Below are 21,736 nucleotides of genomic sequence, written 5' to 3' on the forward strand. Positions count from 1 at the left end.
GCCAGATACAGGGCCGCAGGACCGCCGACCCCGCCCATGCCGACAATGCCGACGCGGGCGGCCTTCAGACGCTGTTGGCCGGGACCGCCCACCTCGGACAGGACCAGATGGCGGGCGTAGCGCTCGATTTCGTCGTCGGAAAAGCTCACCGCTCTCCGTTAGGCCGGGATCGGCCCCGCGTCACGCCGCCGTGCGATGCTCAAGCATCATTTCGGCCTCGCGCGCGGTGACGCTCGACAGGCATGGCAGGGACAGCCTCTCCAGCAGGACCGAAGCCTCGGCGCACAATCCCATGGGCTCTTCAAGCGTCCGCGCGGTAATCGGCGTGTCCACCAGAATACGCAGGCCGGAATGGCGCGGGTCGGTCAGCAGACGGCGCATCAGCCGGTCGATATCGTTCCGCCCGCCCTCGATCACCTGCAGGATATGGCCCTGATGGAACATGACGCAGCTGGTGATGTGGTCCCGCCGGTTGTTACGCTCGGCGTGGCCCAGAATCTGCGCGACAGACAGGGTCGACACGCCGGTGGCGCCGACCGCTTCGCTGGCGTAGATGACGCGATGAAGCACGATAATTGCCCAGATAGCCCAGTTTCTTGGAAAAGCCTGACAGTTATTACGGGATACAAGGGCTAAAGCATGACGCATTCTCGCCGTTGTATTTGCTTGGCTTCCCGCTTGCCCCGCCGCATTTCGGTCGCCATGTCTGGGGCATGACCCATGCGACCTCCTCATTCCCCGACTGGCACGGCACCACCATCCTCGCGGTCCGCAAGGACGGGAGGACAGTCATCGCAGGCGACGGCCAGGTTTCCATGGGCCCCACCATCGTCAAGGGCGCGGCGCGCAAGGTCCGGGTGCTGGCGGGCGGCAAGGTGCTGGCGGGCTTCGCCGGGGCGACGGCCGACGCCTTCACCCTGATCGAACGACTGGAGGCCAAGCTGGAGCAGTATCCCGACCAGCTGGCCCGCGCCTGCGTCGACCTGGCCAAGGACTGGCGCACGGACCGCTATCTGCGCCGGCTCGAGGCCATGCTGCTGGTGGCCGACAAGACCTCGATCTTCACCGTCACCGGGGTGGGCGACGTGCTGGAGCCCGAGCATGGGGTGGCGGCTGTCGGTTCTGGTGGTAATTTCGCCCTCTCGGCCGCCCGCGCCCTGATCGACCATACCGAACTGGACGCCGAACAGATCGCTCGCCGGGCCATGGCGATCGCCGCCGACATCTGCGTCTACACCAACGGCAATCTGACGGTTGAGACGCTGGACTGAGCCTGACGGAGATTTAACGGGACAGCGCCGCCGTTCTGACGCTCCATGTCCGGTGGAGGATGTCTCATGCGCGCTTTCGTTTTCGCCGCCGCCCTGCTGGCCGCCCCGCCCGCCCTTGCCCAGAGCCCCGATGTCGCACCCGTGGTGGCCGCAGAGCGGGCGTTCGCGGCCGATGCGCCCGGCATGGGAATCGTCGGCAGCTTCAACAAATGGGCCGCGCCTGACGCGGTGGTGATCGGTCCCCGGGGCGTGCAACCCGTGGCCGAAGCCTATCCGCCGGATACGGCCCGGCCCGCAGACGAGCCGTCGCTGGTCTGGTGGCCGACCTTCGCCGGCATCGCCTATTCAGGCGATCTGGGCTTCACCACCGGCGCGGTGGAGGTCAACGGCCGCAGGACCGGGCACTATTTCACCATCTGGAAGAGGCAGGCCGACGGATCGTGGCGCTGGGTCTACGATGGAGGATCGGGCGCAAGTTCGGCGACCGCGCCGGGGCCGGAGACCGAGCCGGAGGTTCTGCCGGTGTCGACGGGCGGCACAGGGTCGGCGGACAAGGCCCTGGCCGAGGTGGCGTTCATGGAGGCGTTCATGGCGCGGGGCGTCCTGCGATTCCAGAAGGTCGCGCATTTGCGGCTCATGACGGAGGACGGCCGGATCTATGTCGCCCCCCACCCCCCGGCTATCGGACGGGAAGCGGCGGCGGAAGCGCTGACCAGCTGGCCGGAAACCTTCGAATTCAGCGGCCCGGAAGGGTTCGGCGCCTCTGCAGCGGGCGATCTGGCCTGGACCTACGGAACCGCCCGATGGGTCCACGAGGAAGAGCCGCGTCACGGCTACTACGTCCATCTCTGGCAGAAGGGCGCGGGCGGCTGGGGCCTGGTGCTGGCCCAGCTGATTCCGGCCCCGCCTCTTCCGCCATCGCCTCCGCCCCCTCCCGCCGGAGGCTGAGCCGCCCTATCTGCGATTCATGACCGACCTCTCCCCCCGCGAAATCGTCTCCGAACTCGACCGCTTCATCGTCGGCCAGGCCGACGCCAAACGCGCCGTGGCCGTAGCCCTGCGCAATAGATGGCGCAGGAAGCGCGTGCCCGATGACCTGCGCGACGAGGTGACGCCCAAGAACATCCTGATGATCGGCCCCACCGGCGTCGGCAAGACCGAGATCGCCCGGCGGCTGGCCCGGCTGGCGGGTTCGCCCTTCCTCAAGGTCGAGGCGACCAAATTCACCGAGGTCGGCTATGTCGGCCGCGACGTCGACCAGATCATGCGCGACCTCGTCGAGGCGGCCCTGGTCATGGTCCGCGACAAGCGGCGGGCAGGCGTCAAGGCCCGGGCCGAGGGCGCGGCCGAGGAACGCATCCTCGACGCCCTCGTCGGCCCCGGCTCCCAGCCGGCCACGCGCGAAAGCTTCCGCAAGAAGCTGCGCGGCGGCGAGATGGACGACAAGGAGATCGAGGTCACCCTGGCCGACACCAGCTCGCCGATGCAGGGGCTGGACCTGCCCGGCGGCGGCAATGTCGGCATGATCAATCTGTCGGAAATGCTGGGCAAGCTGGGCGGCGGCCGGACGAAGACGGCGAAGCTGACCGTGCGCGACGCCGTCGCGCCGCTGGTCACCGAGGAGAGCGACAGGCTGCTGGATCAGGAAAGCCTGACCACCGAGGCCCTGCTGCTGGCCGAGAACGAGGGCATCGTCTTCATCGACGAGATCGACAAGGTGGCCGGACGCTCCGACCGCTCGGGCGGCGACGTCTCCCGCGAGGGGGTGCAGCGCGATCTGCTGCCCCTGATCGAGGGCACCACCGTCTCGACGAAGTACGGGCCGGTGAAGTCCGACCATGTGCTGTTCATCGCCTCGGGCGCCTTCCATGTCGCCAAGCCGTCGGACCTGCTGCCCGAACTGCAGGGCCGGCTGCCGATCCGGGTCGAGCTGAAGGCCCTGACGCGGGACGACTTCGTGCGCATCCTGACCGAGCCCGAGGCCAATCTGATCCGCCAGAACCAGGCCCTTCTGGCCACCGAGGACGTGACCCTGACCTTCACCCCCGACGCGGTCGAGGCCATGGCGGACGCGGCCGTGGCCGCCAATGGCGCGGTCGAGAACATCGGCGCGCGGCGGCTGGTGACGGTGATCGAGCGGGTGCTGGAGGAGACCAGTTTCAAGGCCTCGGACCTGGCTGGCCAGACGGTGGCCTTCGACGGGGAGAAGGTGCGCGAGCTGGTCGGCGAGCTGGCGCGGGACGCGGATTTGAGCCGGTTTATTCTGTAGGCACCGACCACGGCCTTGCCCCCTCCTCGCGTGCTTGCGGGGCACGCCACTGACGTTGCAGTCTGTCGGCGGTACGAGCTTGATGGAGCGGATGATGTTGGTGCTCGCCATAGCCGCTCAACTCCTGTTCGATGTCGCCGATCAACCGGATCGGGCAGGCCTCGACAGCAGACTCGGCGAATCTCACCTGACGGATGTCGGCGACGGACGCAGGTTGAACTTCTTCTGCATCGGCGAAGGCGCGCCCACCGTGCTTTTCGAGCAGGGTGGGGAGGGCAATATCGCAAACTGGAAACTGGTCCAGCCCGCCATTTCAGCCCTGACCCGTACCTGCTTCTACGATCGCGCCGGATTTGGTTACAGCGACCCGCCTCTAGAGCCTGTAACGGCCCTAAACGTCACCGACGATCTAAGAGCCCTGCTGAGCGCGGAACATATCGAAGGCCCCGTGATCATCGTCGGACATTCGGTCGGCGGCTTTTACGCTACGGTGTACGCCAGTCGCTTCCCGGAGGATGTCGCCGGTCTCGTCCTGGTGGATCCCGGGTTTTCCGGTCAGCAAAAGTGGCAAACGCCGGACGACTTGGAGATCGGCGTGCCGAACATGATGCGTGGGGAAGACAACCTGCTGAGCTGCGCGCGCGCGGCTCGATCGGGGGAACTCACGCGGGAGAATTTGCGGGATCGCGGCTGCTTCCCCGTTGCGGAGGACCTGCCCGCCGGAGAGAAGGCGTACCTCCTGCATGCCGTCACAGGACCAGCCTGGTACGAGGCGGAGCATTCGCAGTCGGTGAACTTCTTTTCCCGGGACGACGCGCTCAGCCTGTCCCAAGCGCAGGGTGATGCCGTGCGCCGGTCGTTCGGCGACATGCCTTTGGAAGTCCTGAGTGCGGAGAATCCACCCTTCACTTCGCGAAGCGCGGACCGCAATCAGGTCGCGGGCGAGCACTGGCGAAACGGCCACCGGCAGCTCGCCGAACGGTCCTCACGGGGGCATTGGCGGATCGTGGGTGGCGCAGGGCATTTCGTTCAACTGGATCAGCCGGATGCAGTGATCGAAGCCATCAGGACCGTCATCGTCGAGACCCGGCGATCCGCCCTCCGATAAACAGATGACCCCGCTGCGGCGGCCGCCACCGGCTTGAAACCGGAACACAAGCGGAACATAAGGCTGAATGCCCGCTGAGCTCCTGCAGATCGACCTCGTCTTCAGCCGTCCGGAAACGACCCTGTCGGTTACGCGCGGCGCGGCGCGGCTGATGGTCGACCTGGGCTATGCGCCCCTGCTGGAAGTGTGCCTGCCCAACGGCCGGCGCGCCGACGTCATGGCCATCGGCCCGCGCGGCGACATCGTCATCTGCGAGGTGAAGTCGGGGATCGAGGACTATCGCGTCGACCGCAAATGGGGCGAATACGGCCCGTTCTGCGACGCCTTCTATTTCGCCGTGGCGCCCGAGTTTCCCTCGGACATCCTGCCCGACCATCCCGGCCTGATCGTCGCCGACGGCTTCGGCGGGGCGGTGGTGCGCGACGCGCCGCTCGCCCCCCTGGCGCCGACGCGGCGCAAGGCCCTGACCATCGCCTTCGCCCGGCTGGGCGCGATGCGGACCCTGCGCGATCAGGCGGGCGGCTGAGCCGTTTCGACCACCGGCCCGGTCTCGCCCGTGGACATGATGGCGGCCGATGAGGCGGCGCAGCCGTTCAGGCTGGTCTCACCGACCCTGACCATGGCCGTCAGCGGATAGGTGCGGTCGCTCATCCCGTCCGAGCATTCGGTGGCGACGAGGGTGACGCTGAGGGTCGCGCCCGCGGCGGTCTTCGCCTCATACGTCGCTGTGGTGCCCTGAACGACCGGCTTCGGCTGCGGCGCGCGCTGCTCCGGGGGTTCCGGCGTCGTATAGACCATCTCGGTCCCGGTCAGTTCGACGCTCCAGAACGGCTCGGTGCCCAGCGCCCGGACGGGCTGGCCCAGGTTGACGCCCGCCAGCACCGGCGCCGGCTCGGGGGCCGGAGCCGCGGGGGCGGGCTCTTCGCCCCGGGAACAGGCCGCCAGGGTCAGGGCGGATGCGGCGGCGAGGGCGATCAGACGCATGGGGGTCTCCCGGATTCGACCGGCAACAAGCGCGGCTCCCGCGTCCCGGTCAAGCGCAGCCTTACAGCCAGCCCTTCTTCTTGAACCAGGCCAGCGGCAGCAGGGCCGAGATCACCATGGCCACCACCGCCAGCGGATAGCCCCAGGGCTGCGAAAGCTCGGGCATGTGGCGGAAATTCATGCCGTAGATCGACGCGATCAGGGTCGGCGGCAGGAAGGCCACCGCCGCCACCGAGAAGATCTTGATGATCGAGGACTGTTCGATGTTGATCAGGCCCAGGGCCGCCGACAGCTGGAAATTGATCGAGGCCGCCACCGCGTGGTTATGCGCCGACAGGCTGTCGGCGTCGCGGGTCAGGGAGCGCAGATGGGCGCGGCCTTCGCCCCGGCCCATCCGCTCGTCGATGCCGACGAAGGCGAAGATGCGCGTCAGCCCGGCCAGGCTCTGCTCGATGCGGGCGTTGGTCATCTGGGCCCGGCCCAGCTTGGTGATCAGCTTTTCGAAACCGACCGTCCGGCCGCCCGAGAAGACATGGCCGGCGATGCCTTCGACCCGGGTCACCGTGCCGGACAGGATGTCCGAAACGCGGTCGATCACCGTCTCCATCAGGTGCAGGAAGAGGTCGGCCCCCGTGGCGCACAGCATCGGCTCTCGCGTCAGCTTTTCGGCCATCAGGGCGAAGGGCTTGGGATCGACGTAGCGGATGGTCACCAACGGGCCGTCGGTGACCACGAAGGTCACGGGCTCGACGCCCGGAACCTCCTCATCCCCGTGGGTGATGATGTCGGCGGTGGCGTAGGTGGCGTGGTTCTCGCGATAGACCCGGCTGGACGCCTCCAGCTCGGCCATTTCCTCGCGCGTGGGAATGGAGAGACCCAGGGCCCTTTCGACCGCGGCGTCTTCCTCGCGGCTGGGCTTGACCATGTCGATCCAGATGGCGTCAGGCGGCAGGGTCCAGACCGCCGGGTCGACGGGCGGCTCGCAGGCGGCCCGTCCCGCGCACCAGACGCGGATCATGCCGGACGTCCGTGGAGCAGGTTCAGGTCAGGGCTGGCCCGAAGGGGCGTCGGCCGAAGCCATGAGCACGCCTTCGACGGTCTGCGCCGGGGCTTTGTAGATGAAGCCATAGGTCGGATAGACGGAGGTGCCCAGATCATGGATCGGGTTGTACCAGACCTTGACCGCGCTCCAATCACCCGAGCGCGAAACGTCAACCACGGTGACGTTTTCCTCGACGCGGCCGCGGCTGCCGCCCCAGTTGGCGTGGGTCACGCGGATGACGCGGTCGGTCAGGATGTCGGAAACGACGGCGACGTGGCCCCGGCTCATGCGGCCGCTGGGCTGGAAGGCCAGCACCGCGCCGGTCTCGGGCCGGCCGCCGGTGCGGAACTTGCCCTGGGCCTGACGCCACCACGTCAGGGCGTCGCCGAAGATGTTGATGCCCGAAAACATGCGGGCGAAGGTCACGCACTGCCAGTACGGCTCGTCGGCCTTCGCGACGGGAGCATAGCCCAGCGCAGAAAATCCGAGGGTCGCCGCAACCGCGGCGGCTGTGAGCCGTTTCATCATGCTGGCGTGTTTCCCGACCTGCCTCGGAGCAAGCCTTAGACGATAGTTTCCGAGGGTTGAAGAACCCTTTCAGGCGAATCCGTGTGCGGTTTTGTCGCGGTCAGCCGTGCGCGTCGCCGATCGGCGAACCCTCTCAAAGCCTTGCGGGCCGGGCGTTCGACCAGGTGATAGGTCGCCATCGCCGCGACCGGTATCGCCGCGACCACGGCCAGCCACACAATGATGTGAAACCGTTTGTCGTCGGCTCCGGTCAGTCGCGCCGCGACATTGGTCATGACCAGCAGCACCGGCGCGCAGACCATGTAGATCGAATAGCTGATCTCGCCCAGATAGACCGCCGTCTTCGAGCCCATCAGGCCGGCGCGGGCATTGTCCAGCGAGCCCAGGCCGAGGATCAGACCGCCGGCCAGCAGGACGGTGACCGGGTCCCACAGGCCCAGGGAGGCGCTGATCAGCAGGCCGGCGCCGCTGATCAGGGCCACGGGTCCCGCCCAGGGGATCGGGGCGCGGCGATAGACCAGATACAGGGCGCAGCCGAGGGCGAAACACGGCACGATCCGGAGCGCGCCCCAGCGGAAGGTGGCCTCTGTCAGGGAGAATCCCGCCAGCGGCTGGAACACGGCGTAGATGGCCAGGGCCAGCGCGGCCGCCCCGGCCACGGCCGCCACGGGGCGCTCGCGCATCCGCCAGGCGACGAAGGCGAAGGCGGGGAAGGTGAGATAGGCGAACCATTCGGCCGAGATCGACCAGGACGGATGATTGAACGCCGAGATCGGGGCCAGTCCCCAGGCGTGGGTCATGGTCAGATGGGCGGGCAGGGCGCGCCAGTCGGTCAGGCTGCCGTCGATGCTCAGGCCCGCCGCCGTTCCCGCGATCCCCAGCGCGACCATGCCGAACAGGGTGACCAGATGCAGCGGATAGACCCGCGCGATCCGCGACCACAGGAAGCCGCCGTACGAATACCGCTTCTGTCCCGCCGCCTCGAGATAGACGTGACTGAGGATGAAGCCCGACAGGACGAAGAACACCTCGACGCCCAGATATCCCCGCGTCACCGCCACCGGGACCCGGCTGACATCGAGATGCGGCCAGGCCGTATAGAGCACCACCCACAGGGCGGCGAGAAAGCGCAGGCCGGTGAGGGCGCGCAGGTCGGGGGGCGTCTGGACAGGCGTCATGGCCCGCGAGGGTGCGGGAACAGCGTTGGAAAACGATTAAGCCCGGATGGCAGGCGTCAGGCGGCGCATTCCGCCGGCTTCGCCTCGCCCGGCGCGTACATCTCGCAGGCCCGGTCGATCTCGTCCTGGATCATCTGGCAGGGGTTGGCGGCGTTGCACGGCGGATGGGTGGCCGGGCTGACGGCGATGCAGCGGTTCACCAGCTGCTGCGCCGCGTCGGCGCCCTGATCGAGGTTGCAGGACGTCGAACCGGCCTCGGCCGGCGCGATGGCCTCTTCCTGCGGCGGGGCGTCCGCCGGCATGACCGGATCGGGCGCTCCGGCGGCGGCCGGAGCCGCGGCGTCGCCGGCCTTGGGTTCGGCCTGTTGCTGGCAGGCGGCCAGCAGCAGCACGGTCAGCAGGATCGGCAGGCGCATCGATCGTCTCCGCGGGATGGATCGGGGGACGATGCCTCTTTTCGGGGAACGATGAAACCCCGGGCCTATCGGCCCAGGGCGGCCCGCTGCATGGCGAACAATTCGGCGCAGCCGCCCTCGGCCAGCTGGAACAGCCGGTCGAACTCGGCGCGCGAGAAGCCGCGCTTTTCGCCCGTGGCCTGGATCTCGACGATCGCGCCGGCGCCGGTCAGGACGAAGTTGGAATCCGCCTCGGCGGTGGAATCCTCCTCATAGTCGAGGTCCAGCACCGGCAGGTCGTTGCAGACGCCGCATGAGACGGCGGCGACCTGGTCCAGAATGGGGTCGGTCTTCAGCACGCCCTCGGCGCGCAGATAGTCGAAGGCCGAGGCCATGGCGACCCAGGCGCCGGTGATGGCCGCCGTGCGGGTGCCGCCGTCGGCCTGGATGACGTCGCAGTCCAGAACCACCTGCCGTTCGCCCAGCAGCTTCAGATCGACCACGGCGCGCAACGAACGCCCGATCAGCCGCTGGATCTCCTGGGTCCGGCCCGACTGTTTGCCGCTGGCGGCCTCGCGCCGGCCGCGCGTGTGGGTGGCGCGGGGCAGCATGCCGTATTCCGCCGTCACCCAGCCCGACCCCTTGTTGCGCATCCAGCCGGGGACGTTTTCCTCGACGCTGGCCGTGACCAGAACCTTGGTGTGGCCGAAGGTTACGAGGCAGGAGCCTTCGGCATAGCGGTTCACCCCGGTCTCGAGCGTGACGGCGCGGAGCTGTTCGGGCGTGCGTTCGGAGGGGCGCATACGGTATTCCTTGAAGCGGCGGCTGCGGTGCTTATCCTGAAACCGTGACCCTGTCCTCCGCATCTTCCGTCCGCCTGCGCCCGGCCACGCTGGACGACGCCCCGGTGCTGGCGGAATGGGACCGCGAGCCGCACGTCATCGCCTGCTCCAGCGACGACCCCGACGCAGAGACGGCCTTCGGCGGCATCGACTGGCCGGAGGAGCTGGCTGAATCCTCCCCGGTCAGCTTCTACCAGATCGCCGAGATCGACGGCCGCCCGATCGGCGTCATGCAGATCATCGACCCGCATCTGGAACCGACGCGCTACTGGGGCGAGATCGAGCCCAACCTGCGCGCCATGGACATCTGGATCGGCCCGAGGGACGCGCTGAACCGGGGCTATGGAACGCAGATGATGACCCGGGCCATCGACGCCGCCTTCGCCGACCCGCGGGTCACCGCCATCGTCATCGACCCGCTGAACTCCAACACCGCGGCGCACCGCTTCTATCGCCGCCTGGGGTTCGCGCCCGTCGGCCGGCGCATGTTCGACCAGGACGACTGTCTGGTTCATCGACTGGAACGCGCGACCTGGGAAGGACGGACGCGGACATGAAGCCGCCCCTTCTGACCTCGACAGCGATGGAGACGGGCAGCCTGACCGGGCTGGACCAGCGCGCGCGCGACATCTTCCGCCGTATCGTCGAGACCTATCTGGAGACCGGCGATCCGGTGGGATCGCGCACCCTGTCGATGACCGGCGTGGCCCTTTCGCCGGCCTCGATCCGCAACACCATGCAGGACCTGACCCTGGCGGGCCTGCTGGGCGCGCCGCACACCTCGGCCGGGCGGATCCCGACCCATGCGGGCCTGCGCCTGTTCGTCGACGGCCTGCTGGAGATCGGCGACGTCGGGGCGGAGGAAAGGCGCGAGATCGACGCCCGTCTGGCCGCCAGTTCCGGCAAGAATGGGGGCCGCAGCTTCGACGAGGCCCTCAACGAGGCTTCCAGCCTGCTCTCCGGCCTCGCCGGCGGCGCCAGCATCGTCGCCAGTCCGGTCCGCGAGGCCGGGGTCAAGCATGTGGAGTTCGTCGCCCTCGGCCACGACCAGGCCCTGGCCGTTCTGGTCGGGGACGACGGCTCGGTCGAGAACCGGCTGATGCCGCTCAAGGCCGGGGTCACCCCCTCGACCCTGACCGAGGCCTCCAACTTCCTCAATGCGCGGCTCAAGGGCCGTCCCCTGCACGAGGCGCGCACCGAGATGCGCACAGAACTCGACGCCGCCCGCCGCGAACTGAACGCCGCCGCCGCCCGTCTGGTCGAGGACGGTCTGGCCGCCTGGTCCGGCGGGGCCGAGCGCGAGCGGTCCCTGATCGTGCGCGGCCGCGCCAATCTGCTGCACGACCGCGAGACGGCCGAGGATCTGGAGAAGGTCCGCATCCTGTTCGACGACCTCGAGCAGAAGGAACAGCTGATCGGCCTGCTGGACGGGGTGTCCACGGCCCAGGGCGTGCGCATCTTCATCGGGGCGGAAACGCGTCTGTTCTCACTTTCGGGTTCCGCCGTGATCGCGGCGCCCTATATGACGGGCCGACAGCGGGTCCTGGGCGCCATCGGCGTGATCGGACCCGCGCGACTGAACTATGCGCGCATCATCCCGTTGGTGGACTACACCGCCCGGGTGCTGGGCCGGATTCTGGACGGACAAGACACTTGAGCGACACACACGACGACCTTCCCAACTCCGAAGAGCTGGCCGCCGACATCGCCGAGGCCGAGGCCAACGCCGAGGCGGGCCTCGACGACGGCCTTGGGCCCATCGACGCCCTGATCGCCGAGCGCGACCAGTGGAAGGACCGCGCCCTGCGCGCCGTGGCCGAGGCCGAGAACACGAAGAAGCGGGCCGAGACCCAGTCCAACGACGCCCGCGCCTACGCCATCCAGCGTTTCGCGCGCGATCTGCTGGGCGTGGCCGACAACCTTGAACGGGCGCTGCAGGCCGCGCCGAAGAACGCCGACGCCGGCGAGGCCGGCCTGGTCACCGGTCTGGAGCTGACCCAGAAGTCGCTGCTGCAGGCGTTCGAGGCCAACAATCTGAAACGCGTCGCGCCCGAGCCCGGCGAGGCCTTCGATCCGCACCTGCATCAGGCCATGATGGAACAGCCGTCCGACAGCGTTCAGGGCGGCCAGGTGATCCAGACCCTCCAGCCCGGCTACGCCCTGTTCGGCCGCACCGTGCGCCCTGCCATGGTGGTGGTTGCGGCCAGGGGCTCGGGCGCCGCGGCCGGAAACGCCGCCTATGTCGCCGCCGGCGCGACCGGCGGCAATTTCGACGGAAAAGCTTGATCCGCTCATCCCGGCGAAAGCCGGGACCCAGTGCTTTGGGCGCCGCGGCGGGACCGATGATCTGCCTCCGCCCGTCCTGAAGCGCCGGCGTCAAGCTGGACAGGACTGGGTCCCGGCTTTCGCCGGGATGGACGGTTCTAGTTTTTCAGCCGGGCCTCGAAGAAGGCCAGCAGCCTGCTCCATCCGTCCGCCGCGTCGGCGGCGCGATAGCTGTCGCGATAGTCGGCGTGGAAGGCGTGGGGCGCGTCCGGATAGACGGTGATCGTACTGTCGGTCTGCCCCGCGCGCTGCAGGGCCGCGCGCATGGCCTCGACGCTGGCGAGCGGAATCCCCCGGTCCTGTGCGCCGTACAGGCCGATGACGGGGCATTTCAGATCGCCGGCCAGATCGACGGGCCAGGGCTGGCCGCCCACAACCTGTTCCGGAGTGGCCGTCGCCGCCGGGGCCAGCCGGCCATACCAGGCCGCGCCCGCGTCCATCTGCGCGAAGCGGGCGCAGGCCTGCCACACCACCTTGCCGCCCCAGCAGAAGCCGGTGATCCCCGTCCTGTCGCCATTGGCCCACAGCTGCTGACTGGCCCAGTCCAGAGTGGCCGAAACGTCGCCCATGACCTGCTCATAGCCGGCGGCGGCGACGATCGCCTGCACCCGCTGCATGTCGGTGATGGCGGCCGGATCCTCGACCCGGACGAAGAAGGCGGGCGCGATGGCGGCGTAGCCGGCCCGGGCCAGCCGGCGGCAGACGTCGCGGATGTATTCGTGGACGCCGAAGATCTCCGACACCACCACCACCACCGGGAACGGCCCGTCGCCGTTGGGCCGGGCCACATAGGCCGGCAGGGCGAAGCCGTCGGGAGCCGGGTAGGTGGTCTGCTCGATGGTCAGGCCGTCGTCGCTGGTGGTGATCGGCGCGGCCTGACGCGCAAGGGCCGCCGGGGCGTAGCCGGCGAAGGCCAGACCTCCCACCACGCCTGTGGCCAGCGCCCGGCGGCTGAAGCGGAAATCGTCGGCCTCGGGGCCCTCGGGGCGGATCAGATTGGTCATGACGGGCTCCGGCCTGGAAAGGCCGGACCTTGGCGCGGCCCCGGCGAGGCGTCCATTCACGTTTGCTGTGAAGCTACGCCGCCCGCCGCAGGGTCAGGTTGATGCGCCCGCCGCCCGGAACGAGGCCGGAAGAGCCGGCGATCACCCGGTCGATCCCGTGCCGCGCCAGACGCGCCGGACCCGTCAGGGCGCAGACGTCGCCGGACGTCAGCCGGATCGATTTCGTCGGTCCGCGGCCCGCCGCCCCGATCCGGAACATCGCCGCGTCCCCCAGCGAGACCGACAGCACCGGCGCCGACATGTCCGCCTCGTCCCGGTCCTGGTGCAGGCCCATCCTGGCCCCGTCGCGATAAAGATTGACCAGACAGGCGTCCGGCGGCGGCTCCGCCCGGGTCAGCCCGCGCCACAGGTCCAGCAGAAGCGGCGGGATCGGCGGCCAGGCCTTCCCCGTGACGGGGTGGGTCGCCTGATAGCGATATCCCGCCCGGTCCGAGACCCAGCCCAGCGGGCCCAGGCTGGTCATCTGCACCGAAAAGGGCCGCCCGCCCGGCGTCACCGGCCGATAGAACGGCGCCTCCGCCTCGGCCGCCAGCACCTCGGCCAGCAGGCCGGCCTGTTCCGACGCGGAAAGGGCTCCCGGCCAGAACCGGAAGCCCTCCATTCCCGTATCGATCTCGATGCGCGCGGACATTCGGCCAACTTAGGCCTCGCCTCCCCGCGCTCAAGTAGCGCGAAGCGCGATAGCGCCCCAACAAGCGAACTGAGGCGCTCCGCGCCTCAGCGCGTGTAATAATAATCCGCGATCTCGCAGACGTTGACGTTGTTGCGGATCAGGCTCTGGCCGTTGGTGAACTCGGCCTTGAAGTCGAACAGGCAGGCGCCGGTGCCGTCGTCGATGTTCATCACGATGCTGGCGTTATTGGCCAGGACGTCGTCGCCCAGGATGTCCTCTTCCCAGTCGCTGCGGCTGGTGTTGGAGGCGTAGAAACGCAGCATGGTCCAGCCGGTATTGTTGTGGATGCGCACGCGGCGGTTCCGGCCGTCGCGCGACTGGACGGGCGCGGAGGCGGTGACGGCGGTGACGGCCACGGCCCGTTCAGGCGCCACGGTGGTGGTGGCGGCCGCGGCGGCGGTCGAGGCCAGGGCCGCCAGAATCAAGGCGGCGCGGGCGATGGTCTTGTGAACGTGCATTTCGGTTTCTCCCCGGTGACCAGCCCCCCTCAGGCCAGTGCCCCACTATTAACTACACCAATGTTCGCCGAAATCATCAATTCTGATGAAGGGGCGAATCTTCGCCCTGAAGCGTTTGGGGCTTGCAGGGCGGGGGGTGTTTCCCATATCGGCCACAACCGCCGTAAATCCCCGCAGTTCGTGGGGCTTTGCGGCCGGAACCGTACCAACCGACCAAAGACCCTGACACCGGGGGCGGTCACGCGCGGCGCTTCGCTTTAAAAGGCCGCCGCACCGCCCGCTGAAATGGAGTGAAAGACCAACACATGGCCAAGATCATCGGCATCGACCTGGGCACGACGAACTCGTGCGTCGCCGTCATGGACGGCAAGAACCCCAAGGTCATCGAAAACGCCGAGGGCAACCGCACCACGCCCTCCGTCGTCGCCATACAGGACAGCGGCGAGGTGCTGGTGGGCCAGCCGGCCAAGCGCCAGGCGGTCACCAACCCGACCAACACCTTCTTCGCCATCAAGCGCCTGATCGGCCGCAATTTCACGGATCCCGTGGTGGCCAAGGACAAGGGCATGGTCCCCTATGAGATCGTCAAGGGTCCGAACGGCGACGCCTGGGTCAAGGCCCACGGCAAGGACTATTCGCCCCAGCAGGTCTCGGCCTTCACCCTCGGCAAGATGAAGGAGGCCGCTGAGGCCTATCTCGGCGAGACCGTGACCCAGGCCGTCATCACCGTGCCGGCCTATTTCAACGACGCCCAGCGTCAGGCGACCAAGGACGCCGGCAAGATCGCCGGCCTGGAAGTCCTGCGCATCATCAACGAGCCGACCGCGGCCGCCCTGGCCTATGGCCTCGACAAGAACGACGGCCAGAAGATCGCCGTCTATGACCTCGGCGGCGGCACCTTCGACGTCTCGATCCTCGAGATCGGCGACGGCGTCTTCGAGGTGAAGTCGACCAACGGCGACACCTTCCTCGGCGGCGAGGACTTCGACCTGCGCCTGGTCGACTATCTGGCCGACGAGTTCAAGAAGGAGCAGGGCGTTGACCTGCGCTCCGACAAACTGGCCCTGCAGCGCCTCAAGGAAGAGGCCGAAAAGGCCAAGAAGGAGCTCAGCTCCACGACCCAGTACGAGGTCAATCTGCCGTTCATCACCATGAACGCCTCGGGTCCGCTGCACCTCAACATCAAGCTGTCGCGCGCCAAGCTGGAGGCCCTCGTCGACGATCTGGTCCAGCGCACCATCGAACCCTGCGCCAAGGCGCTGAAGGACGCGGGCCTCAAGGCCTCGGACATCGACGAAGTGGTGCTGGTCGGCGGCATGACCCGCATGCCGATGGTCCAGGAAGCCGTGAAGAAATTCTTCGGCAAGGAGCCGCACAAGGGCGTGAACCCCGACGAAGTCGTCGCGCTCGGCGCCGCGGTCCAGGCCGGCGTGCTGCAGGGCGACGTCAAGGACGTGCTGCTGCTGGACGTGACCCCGCTGACCCTCGGCATCGAGACCCTGGGCGGCGTCTTCACTCCGCTGATCGAACGCAACACGACCATTCCGACCAAGAAGAGCCAGGTCTTCTCGACCGCCGACGACAATCAGTCGGCCGTGACGATCCGGGTCTTCCAGGGCGAGCGTCCGATGGCGTCCGACAACAAGGTGCTGGGCCAGTTCGACCTGATGGGCATCCCCCCCGCGCCGCGCGGCATGCCCCAGATCGAGGTCGCCTTCGACATCGACGCCAACGGCATCGTCCACGTCACCGCCAAGGACAAGGCGACCAACAAGGAACAGTCGATCCGCATCCAGGCCAACGGCGGCCTCTCGGACGCCGACATCGACAAGATGGTCAAGGAAGCCGAGGCCAACGCCGCGTCCGACAAGGCGAAAAAGGAAATGGTCGAGGCGGCCAACGCCGCCGACAGCCTGATCCACTCGACCGAAAAGGCCATGGCCGAACACGGCGACAAGGTCGGGGCCGAAGAGAAGACCGCGATCGAAACCGCCCTCGCCGAACTGAAGACGGCGAAGGACGGCACGGACCCGGAAGACATCCGGACGAAGACCAACACCCTGGTCCAGGCCTCGATGAAACTGGGCGAGGCCATGTACGCCTCGCAACAGGGCGCCGGCGACGACGCCTCGGCTGAAGCCCCCGCCGACGACGGCGTGGTCGACGCCGAATTCGAGGAAGTCGCCCCCGACGCCGGCGACGACGAGAAGAAGAGCGCGTAAAGCACCCGTCTCCTCCCCGTCGCCCTTGCGATGGGGAGGGGGACCGCGAAGCGGTGGAGGGGCTGGTTGCCCTGGACTCGCTCCCGAAAGGGATCGTGCGACGGAACCAGCCCTCCACGCGTCTCGCGGTCCCCCTCGTCGGCGCGCTGCGCAACGGGGAGGAGACAACTTGCATCATTTTGCCGGGCGCCCATGTCAGCCCGGTCAGCCGTTTCGATCCATTCGCCCGGCAAGAGGCGCGGACCGTCGGCACGGGTAAGAGGACGAACGCCTGATGGCGACGCGTGACTATTACGAGGTTCTCGAGGTCGAACGGACCATCGACGCCGCCGGGCTGAAGGCGGCCTACCGCAAGCTGGCCATGAAGCACCACCCCGACAAGAACGGCGGGTGCGAGGACGCCATGGCGCGCTTCAAGGAAATCTCCGAAGCCTATTCCGTCCTCTCGGACGACCAGAAACGCGCCGCCTACGATCGCTTCGGCCACGCCGGCCTGAACGGCGGCGGCGGCGGATTTGGCGGCCAGGGCCAGGGCTTCACCGACGTCAACGACATCTTCTCCCAGGTCTTCGGCGAGGCGTTCGGCGACGTCTTCGGCGGTCGCGGCGGCGGCGCCCGCCAGCACGGCCCGCGGCGCGGCTCGGACCTGCGCTACGACCTCGAGATCACGCTGGAGCAGGCCTACAAGGGCGCCGACGTCGAGATCGCCGTCCCCACCACCGCCACCTGCGAAACCTGCGAGGGCTCCGGCGCCAAGGCCGGCACCAAGCCGACCACCTGCACCACCTGTCAGGGCGCCGGCCGGGTCCGCTCCGCCAACGGCTTCTTCCAGGTCGAGCGCACCTGCCCCCGATGCGGCGGCCACGGCCAGATGATCGCCGAGCCCTGCACCAGCTGCGCCGGCCACGGCCAGGTCCGCAAGAACCGCATGCTGCAGCTCAAGGTCCCCGCCGGGGTCGACGACGGCTCGCGCATCCGCCTGTCGGGCGAGGGCGACGCCGGCCAGCGCGGCGGTCCGCGCGGCGACCTGTACGTCTTCCTGTCGGTGACCCCGCACGAGCTGTTCGAGCGCGACAATCTGGACCTTCTGGTCACCGTCCCCGTGCCCATGACCACCGCGGCCCTGGGCGGCGAGATCGACGCCCCCTGCCTGACCTCCGAGGCCTGCGATGGCCGTTGCCGGGCTCCCGTCAGCGTCCCGGCCGGATCCCAGACCGGCAAGACGGTGCGCATCAAGGGCAAGGGCATGCCGCATCTGAACGGCAAGAACCGCGGCGATCTGGTGGTCGAACTGTTCGTCGAGACCCCGACCGACCTGACGGCGCACCAGAAGGAGCTGCTGCAGGAACTGGCCGCCTCGCTCGGCGAGAGCCAGACCCCGCGCAACTCGTCCTTCGCCGGCAAGGCCAAACGCTTCTGGGCCGACATCCTGGGCGCGGAAGCGCCGCAGTAGATCCATCCACTGCCGTCAACCTCGGGCTTGCCCCGAAGGTGACGGGGCGGTGCTGGGATGACGGTCGGACAGAAACCCTTCACAATGCAGACGAACTGACAGGGGTCCGATTTGAGCGCCATCTTCCACGCCGGCATCTCCGGCGCCCGGGGCCGCATGGGCCGGGCCGTCTCGACCGTTCTGGACGCCCGGGAGGACGTCGTGGTCGCCGCCCGCTTCGATCGCGGCGAGACCCCCGACCTGTCGCTGTGCGACGTCATCATCGACTTTTCGACCCCCGAGGCCTCGGTCGAACTGGCCCGGGCCTGCGCCGGACGCGGCGGTCCGGCCCTCGTCATCGGCTCGACCGGCCTGACGCCCGAGCAGGAGACCGACATCCACAAGGCGTCGGAAAAGATCGCCATCGTCCGCAGCGGCAATTTCTCGCTGGGGGTCAACATCCTGATCGGTCTGGTCGAACACGCGGCCCAGCGGCTGGACCCGCGCGACTGGGACATCGAGGTGCTGGAGGCCCACCACCGCAAGAAGGCCGACGCCCCCTCGGGTACGGCCCTGATGCTGGGCGAGGCCGCCGCCAGCGGCCGCGGCGAGGATCTGGCCGACGTCCGCACCGCCCCGTACGACGGCATCACCGGCGAGCGCGCGCCGGGCAGGATCGGCTTCGCCTCCCTGCGCGCCGGCGGGATCATCGGCGAACACACCGTCCTGTTCGCGTCCGAGGACGAGACCCTGACCCTCAGCCACTCGGCCATCGACCGCTCGCTGTTCGCCCGTGGGGCCGTGGCCGCCGCCGCATGGGTGCGCAGCCGCAAGCCGGGCCTCTACGACATGCAGGACGTGCTTGGCTTTCGGCAGGCCTGACGGCCTGCCCGGGGCGCTACCGCTCCCGACGCGGTCGGTCGCTGCTTGAGCGCAAGCATGCGCGAAGCGCCAGGCCGCGTCGGGTCGGGAGGTCCCGAAGGGCCGACGACCGCGGCCCACCAAGGATACTGAGGCCCCCTTGGCCTCAGTGCGCGTGGCGGTGGCGGCTGTGACCGCGGCCCACGAACAGCGACTTGATGAAGAAGAAGACCGCGATGACGATCGCATAGCCCAGGAACAGGGCCAGCACGGTCATCCAGAAGCCCAGGCTCAGCAGGTTCGGCAGGACCAGCGCCCCGCCGTCCAGCATCGGCCGCACCACCCCGATCAGGATATGCACGAAGGCCGCGCCCAGGGCGGTCGCCCACAGGCGGTTCCATGCGGCCATCATCAGGGCCGCGATCACGGCGATCAGCAGACCCATGATCTGGTTGACGCTGTCGAACCCGCCCTGGGCGAGGCCGAAAATACCGGTCAGAAACGCGCCGATCGAATCGAACAGGGACTCCATACGCCGACCTCCATGACACGGCCAAGCCTGGCCGGAAGCAGGGTTAACGCGCCCCGCGCCGAATGGCTCCGCTTAGCGCCCGGTCGAGCCGAAACCGCCGGTCCCGCGCGCGGTTTCGTCCAGCGTCCCGACCTCGGTCATTTCGGCCTGGGCGTAGCGGGCTATGACCATCTGGGCGATGCGCTCGCCGCGGCGGATCACGAACGGCTCCTGCCCGTGGTTGATCAGGATGACCCCGACCTCGCCGCGATAGTCGCTGTCGATCGTGCCGGGCGAGTTCAGGCAGGTCAGGCCGTGCTTCAGCGCCAGACCCGAGCGGGGCCGCACCTGGGCCTCATAACCGGGCTCCAGCGCGATCCTCAGGCCGGTCGGCACCAGCGTCCGCGCGCCGGGCGCCAGCGTCAGGGGCGCGTCCTCCGCCACCGCCGCCCGCAGGTCCATCCCGGCCGAGCCCCCGGTTTCATAGGCGGGCAGGGGCAGGTCCCCGGCATGGGAGAGGCGTTCGACGCGGACGGTGGTCATGGATTTCCCTGGCGGTGCGAGGACGATGTATCGGCTGTCCAGCTTATCGCCCTTGTCGCGGTCGGACTGTATCGGTTGTCCCGGCCCGATTGTCTTTGTGGATAAGCTGTGGAGAACGGCTCTCTCAAGCTTTGAAATGGTCGGCGATCCGGGCCGCCAGTTTCCGCGCCACCTCGGCCTTGGACTGGCGCGGCCAGCTTTCCGCCGAGCCGTCGCGGGTGAACAGGGTCACGGTGTTGCCGTCGGCGCCGAAGACGTCGTCGGACACGTCGTTGCCGACGATCCAGTCGCAGCCCTTGCGCGACAGCTTGCTCCGGGCGTTGGCCTCGAGGTCCGCGGTCTCGGCCGCGAAGCCCACGACCAGCCGGGGACGCCGCTTTCCGGGCGCCGACACCCCGGCCAGAATGTCCGGATTCTCGATCAGGGCCAGCGACGGCGGCCCGCCGGGCGCCTTCTTGATCTTGCCCGAGGCCACGCCGTCCACCCGCCAGTCGGCCACCGCGGCGCTCATCACCGCGATATCCGCAGGCCCGTCCGTCGTATTCAGGGCCGCCTCGACCGCGTCCTTCATCTCCCGCGCCGTCTCCACCCACACGCGCTCGACGCCCACGGGCGCGCCCAGCGCCACCGGCCCGGACACCAGCGTCACCTGCGCGCCCAGTCGCGCCAGCGCCTCCGCGATCGCATAGCCCTGCTTGCCGCTGGACCGGTTGGTCAGGCCCCGCACCGGGTCGATCGGCTCGAAAGTCGGCCCGGCCGTCACCACCGCCTTGCGCCCCGCCAGAGGACGACCGTCGGGCCCGTCCAGCAGGCCCAGGATGGCGTCCATGATCGCCGCCGGCTCGGCCATCCGGCCCGGGCCGAACTCGCCGCACGCCATCTCGCCCTCGTCGGGTCCGACCACGGCCACGCCGTGAAAGCCGTCGAACCCCTTGAGCCGCGCCATGTTCGCCTGCACGGCCGGATGCAGCCACATCCGCACGTTCATCGCCGGGGCCAGCAAGACCCGCTTGTCCGTGGCGAGAAGGGTGGTCGAGGCCAGATCGTCGGCGAGGCCGTTGGCCGCCTTGGCGATCAGACCCGCCGTCGCCGGCGCGACCACCACCAGATCGGCCCAGCGCGACAGCTCGATATGGCCCATGGCCGTCTCGTCCTCCGGCATGAACAGGGCCTGGCGCACCGGATGGCCGGTCAGGGCGGCCAGCGACATGGGGGTCACGAACTCGGCCCCCGCCGCCGTCAGCAGGCTCATGACCTCGGCCCCCGCCTTCTTCAGCAGCCGCGTCAGCTCCAGTGTCTTGTAGGCGGCGATGCCGCCGCCGACGATCAGCAGAATCTTGCGTCCGGACAGGGCGGCGGTGGTCATGCCGGTCATCTAGCCATCCCGGCCCGTTCCGTCGAGGGACGGGGCTTCACATCGGAACATTGCAAGAACATAAGACCTGTGGTTATGTTCGCGCTCAGGAGTTTCAACCTTCGGGAGGACAGAATGATCTCCAGGCTCTGGATCGCGGGCGCGATCGCCGCGGTGGCGGGCGTCTCGGCCTGCGGCAACGGCGGCTCGGCCGTCGAGACGCGCGACCGCGCGGCGGACGCGGGCGAGGCGGTGCTCACAGCGGCGTCAGGCGCCCCGGCCCCGGCCCGGCGGCTGGCGCGGAGCCTGCGCCCGAACAGGTCAAACCGGTTCTGACCGCCAATCGCCGCGAGACGGCGGACGCCAAGGTCACGCGGCTGTTCGAGCGCAACGGGGCCGATTTCGGGTCGCGCACGCCGCAGGACTATCTGGCGAAGATCCAGGCCTTCACGGCGCGGCCGCCGGCCGGAACGGACCGGGCCGAGCGCCCCAATGGCGACGTGCTGCTGTATCAGGCCTCGACCAACACCTTCGCCGTGGTGTCGCGCGACGGCGTGCCCAAGACCATGTTCAAGCCGCGCGAGGGCGCGGCCTACTGGGCCGAACAGAAGGCGCGGGCGCCGACCTTCGGCCGGCGGCGGACCGGGGCGGATCAATAGGCGGACGACCGTCCGCC

Annotated in this window: 27 protein-coding genes; 13 read left to right on the plus strand and 14 right to left on the minus strand. The window is 68.7% G+C overall.

From position 1 onward, the window contains the following. Positions 1-149: ThiF family adenylyltransferase (locus VN378_RS02115; RefSeq protein WP_325740597.1), on the minus strand; the 149-nt coding region annotated here is incomplete at its 3' end. Between the two features lie 31 nt (positions 150-180). Beyond that, positions 181-570, minus strand: coding sequence for a BLUF domain-containing protein (locus VN378_RS02120; RefSeq protein WP_325740520.1), 390 nt, complete (start codon positions 568-570; stop codon positions 181-183). A 143-nt stretch (positions 571-713) separates the two neighbouring features. On the opposite strand from VN378_RS02120, the gene hslV reads away from it, so the two are divergent. The 5 genes from hslV to mmcB all read left to right on the plus strand — a co-directional run bounded on the left by hslV (position 714) and on the right by mmcB (position 5,174). Beyond that, positions 714-1,271, plus strand: a complete 558-nt coding sequence (gene hslV / locus VN378_RS02125; protein WP_325740522.1) for an ATP-dependent protease subunit HslV — start codon at positions 714-716, stop codon at positions 1,269-1,271. 66 nt (positions 1,272-1,337) lie between these two features. Further along, complete coding sequence (locus tag VN378_RS02130) at positions 1,338-2,219, plus strand: hypothetical protein (protein WP_325740524.1); 882 nt, start codon at positions 1,338-1,340, stop codon at positions 2,217-2,219. Positions 2,220-2,238: 19 nt separating this feature from the next. Continuing rightward, on the plus strand, positions 2,239-3,540 hold the full coding sequence (gene hslU / locus VN378_RS02135; RefSeq protein WP_325740526.1) for an ATP-dependent protease ATPase subunit HslU: 1,302 nt from the start codon (positions 2,239-2,241) through the stop codon (positions 3,538-3,540). A gap of 94 nt (positions 3,541-3,634) precedes the next feature. After that, a complete protein-coding gene (locus tag VN378_RS02140) occupies positions 3,635-4,648 on the plus strand; it encodes an alpha/beta hydrolase (RefSeq protein WP_325740528.1) in 1,014 nt (337 codons plus the stop codon). Between the two features lie 67 nt (positions 4,649-4,715). Next, positions 4,716-5,174: a DNA repair putative endonuclease MmcB gene (mmcB, locus tag VN378_RS02145; RefSeq protein WP_325740530.1), complete on the plus strand. Its 459-nt coding sequence runs from the start codon at positions 4,716-4,718 to the stop codon at positions 5,172-5,174. On the opposite strand, the gene VN378_RS02150 is transcribed toward mmcB, so the two are convergent. The 6 genes from VN378_RS02150 to rph all read right to left on the minus strand — a co-directional run bounded on the left by VN378_RS02150 (position 5,159) and on the right by rph (position 9,578). Then, positions 5,159-5,632 carry a hypothetical protein gene (locus VN378_RS02150; protein WP_325740532.1) on the minus strand — a complete coding sequence of 158 codons (474 nt, stop codon included), beginning with the start codon at positions 5,630-5,632 and terminating at the stop codon, positions 5,159-5,161. The genes mmcB and VN378_RS02150 overlap by 16 nt on opposite strands. Positions 5,633-5,693: 61 nt before the next feature. Next, complete coding sequence (locus VN378_RS02155) at positions 5,694-6,650, minus strand: magnesium transporter CorA family protein (protein WP_325740534.1); 957 nt, start codon at positions 6,648-6,650, stop codon at positions 5,694-5,696. Positions 6,651-6,677: 27 nt separating this feature from the next. Then, positions 6,678-7,199 carry a CHAP domain-containing protein gene (locus tag VN378_RS02160; protein ID WP_325740536.1) on the minus strand — a complete coding sequence of 174 codons (522 nt, stop codon included), beginning with the start codon at positions 7,197-7,199 and terminating at the stop codon, positions 6,678-6,680. 38 nt (positions 7,200-7,237) lie between these two features. After that, complete coding sequence (locus tag VN378_RS02165; protein ID WP_325740538.1) at positions 7,238-8,380, minus strand: acyltransferase; 1,143 nt, start codon at positions 8,378-8,380, stop codon at positions 7,238-7,240. Positions 8,381-8,436: 56 nt separating this feature from the next. Then, a complete protein-coding gene (locus VN378_RS02170; protein WP_325740540.1) occupies positions 8,437-8,796 on the minus strand; it encodes a hypothetical protein in 360 nt (119 codons plus the stop codon). 65 nt (positions 8,797-8,861) lie between these two features. Next, positions 8,862-9,578, minus strand: a complete 717-nt coding sequence (rph, locus tag VN378_RS02175) for a ribonuclease PH (protein WP_325740542.1) — start codon at positions 9,576-9,578, stop codon at positions 8,862-8,864. Positions 9,579-9,622: 44 nt separating this feature from the next. On the opposite strand from rph, the gene VN378_RS02180 reads away from it, so the two are divergent. Genes VN378_RS02180 through grpE form a run of 3 tightly spaced genes read left to right on the plus strand, consistent with a single transcriptional unit; the run spans position 9,623 to position 11,903 of the window. Further along, complete coding sequence (locus tag VN378_RS02180) at positions 9,623-10,174, plus strand: GNAT family N-acetyltransferase (protein WP_325740544.1); 552 nt, start codon at positions 9,623-9,625, stop codon at positions 10,172-10,174. Between the two features lie 26 nt (positions 10,175-10,200). Then, positions 10,201-11,274, plus strand: coding sequence for a heat-inducible transcriptional repressor HrcA (gene hrcA, locus VN378_RS02185; protein ID WP_325740599.1), 1,074 nt, complete (start codon positions 10,201-10,203; stop codon positions 11,272-11,274). A 47-nt stretch (positions 11,275-11,321) separates the two neighbouring features. Next, on the plus strand, positions 11,322-11,903 hold the full coding sequence (gene grpE, locus VN378_RS02190) for a nucleotide exchange factor GrpE (RefSeq protein ID WP_414642204.1): 582 nt from the start codon (positions 11,322-11,324) through the stop codon (positions 11,901-11,903). Positions 11,904-12,040: 137 nt separating this feature from the next. Here the strand turns inward: grpE and VN378_RS02195 are convergent, their stop codons facing one another. From VN378_RS02195 to VN378_RS02205, 3 genes are all read right to left on the minus strand, one after another. Next, positions 12,041-12,946, minus strand: a complete 906-nt coding sequence (locus tag VN378_RS02195) for a dienelactone hydrolase family protein (RefSeq protein ID WP_325740548.1) — start codon at positions 12,944-12,946, stop codon at positions 12,041-12,043. Positions 12,947-13,019: 73 nt separating this feature from the next. Next, positions 13,020-13,637, minus strand: a complete 618-nt coding sequence (locus VN378_RS02200) for an alpha-ketoglutarate-dependent dioxygenase AlkB (RefSeq protein ID WP_325740549.1) — start codon at positions 13,635-13,637, stop codon at positions 13,020-13,022. 86 nt (positions 13,638-13,723) lie between these two features. Beyond that, the gene (locus VN378_RS02205) at positions 13,724-14,137 is read right to left on the minus strand and encodes a hypothetical protein (RefSeq protein WP_325740551.1); all 414 of its coding nucleotides are present in this window, start codon (positions 14,135-14,137) and stop codon (positions 13,724-13,726) included. Positions 14,138-14,442: 305 nt separating this feature from the next. Between VN378_RS02205 and dnaK the strand changes: the two genes are divergently transcribed. From dnaK to dapB, 3 genes are all read left to right on the plus strand, one after another. Then, the gene (gene dnaK / locus VN378_RS02210) at positions 14,443-16,359 is read left to right on the plus strand and encodes a molecular chaperone DnaK (RefSeq protein ID WP_325740553.1); all 1,917 of its coding nucleotides are present in this window, start codon (positions 14,443-14,445) and stop codon (positions 16,357-16,359) included. A gap of 274 nt (positions 16,360-16,633) precedes the next feature. Continuing rightward, positions 16,634-17,812, plus strand: a complete 1,179-nt coding sequence (gene dnaJ, locus VN378_RS02215) for a molecular chaperone DnaJ (RefSeq protein ID WP_325740555.1) — start codon at positions 16,634-16,636, stop codon at positions 17,810-17,812. 111 nt (positions 17,813-17,923) lie between these two features. Then, complete coding sequence (dapB, locus tag VN378_RS02220; protein WP_325740557.1) at positions 17,924-18,673, plus strand: 4-hydroxy-tetrahydrodipicolinate reductase; 750 nt, start codon at positions 17,924-17,926, stop codon at positions 18,671-18,673. 145 nt (positions 18,674-18,818) lie between these two features. Here the strand turns inward: dapB and VN378_RS02225 are convergent, their stop codons facing one another. The 3 genes from VN378_RS02225 to coaBC all read right to left on the minus strand — a co-directional run bounded on the left by VN378_RS02225 (position 18,819) and on the right by coaBC (position 21,072). After that, positions 18,819-19,184, minus strand: coding sequence for a hypothetical protein (locus tag VN378_RS02225; RefSeq protein WP_325740559.1), 366 nt, complete (start codon positions 19,182-19,184; stop codon positions 18,819-18,821). 72 nt (positions 19,185-19,256) lie between these two features. After that, complete coding sequence (gene dut / locus VN378_RS02230; RefSeq protein WP_325740561.1) at positions 19,257-19,706, minus strand: dUTP diphosphatase; 450 nt, start codon at positions 19,704-19,706, stop codon at positions 19,257-19,259. Positions 19,707-19,830: 124 nt separating this feature from the next. Continuing rightward, positions 19,831-21,072 carry a bifunctional phosphopantothenoylcysteine decarboxylase/phosphopantothenate--cysteine ligase CoaBC gene (coaBC, locus tag VN378_RS02235; protein ID WP_325740602.1) on the minus strand — a complete coding sequence of 414 codons (1,242 nt, stop codon included), beginning with the start codon at positions 21,070-21,072 and terminating at the stop codon, positions 19,831-19,833. 123 nt (positions 21,073-21,195) lie between these two features. On the opposite strand from coaBC, the gene VN378_RS02240 reads away from it, so the two are divergent. Then, a complete protein-coding gene (locus tag VN378_RS02240) occupies positions 21,196-21,396 on the plus strand; it encodes a hypothetical protein (RefSeq protein WP_325740563.1) in 201 nt (66 codons plus the stop codon). A gap of 164 nt (positions 21,397-21,560) precedes the next feature. Next, positions 21,561-21,719 carry a hypothetical protein gene (locus tag VN378_RS02245; RefSeq protein ID WP_325740564.1) on the plus strand — a complete coding sequence of 53 codons (159 nt, stop codon included), beginning with the start codon at positions 21,561-21,563 and terminating at the stop codon, positions 21,717-21,719. The last annotated feature ends 17 nt before the right edge of the window (positions 21,720-21,736 follow it).

The sequence above is a fragment of the Brevundimonas sp. genome, from assembly GCF_035561115.1.
Taxonomy (GTDB): domain Bacteria; phylum Pseudomonadota; class Alphaproteobacteria; order Caulobacterales; family Caulobacteraceae; genus Brevundimonas.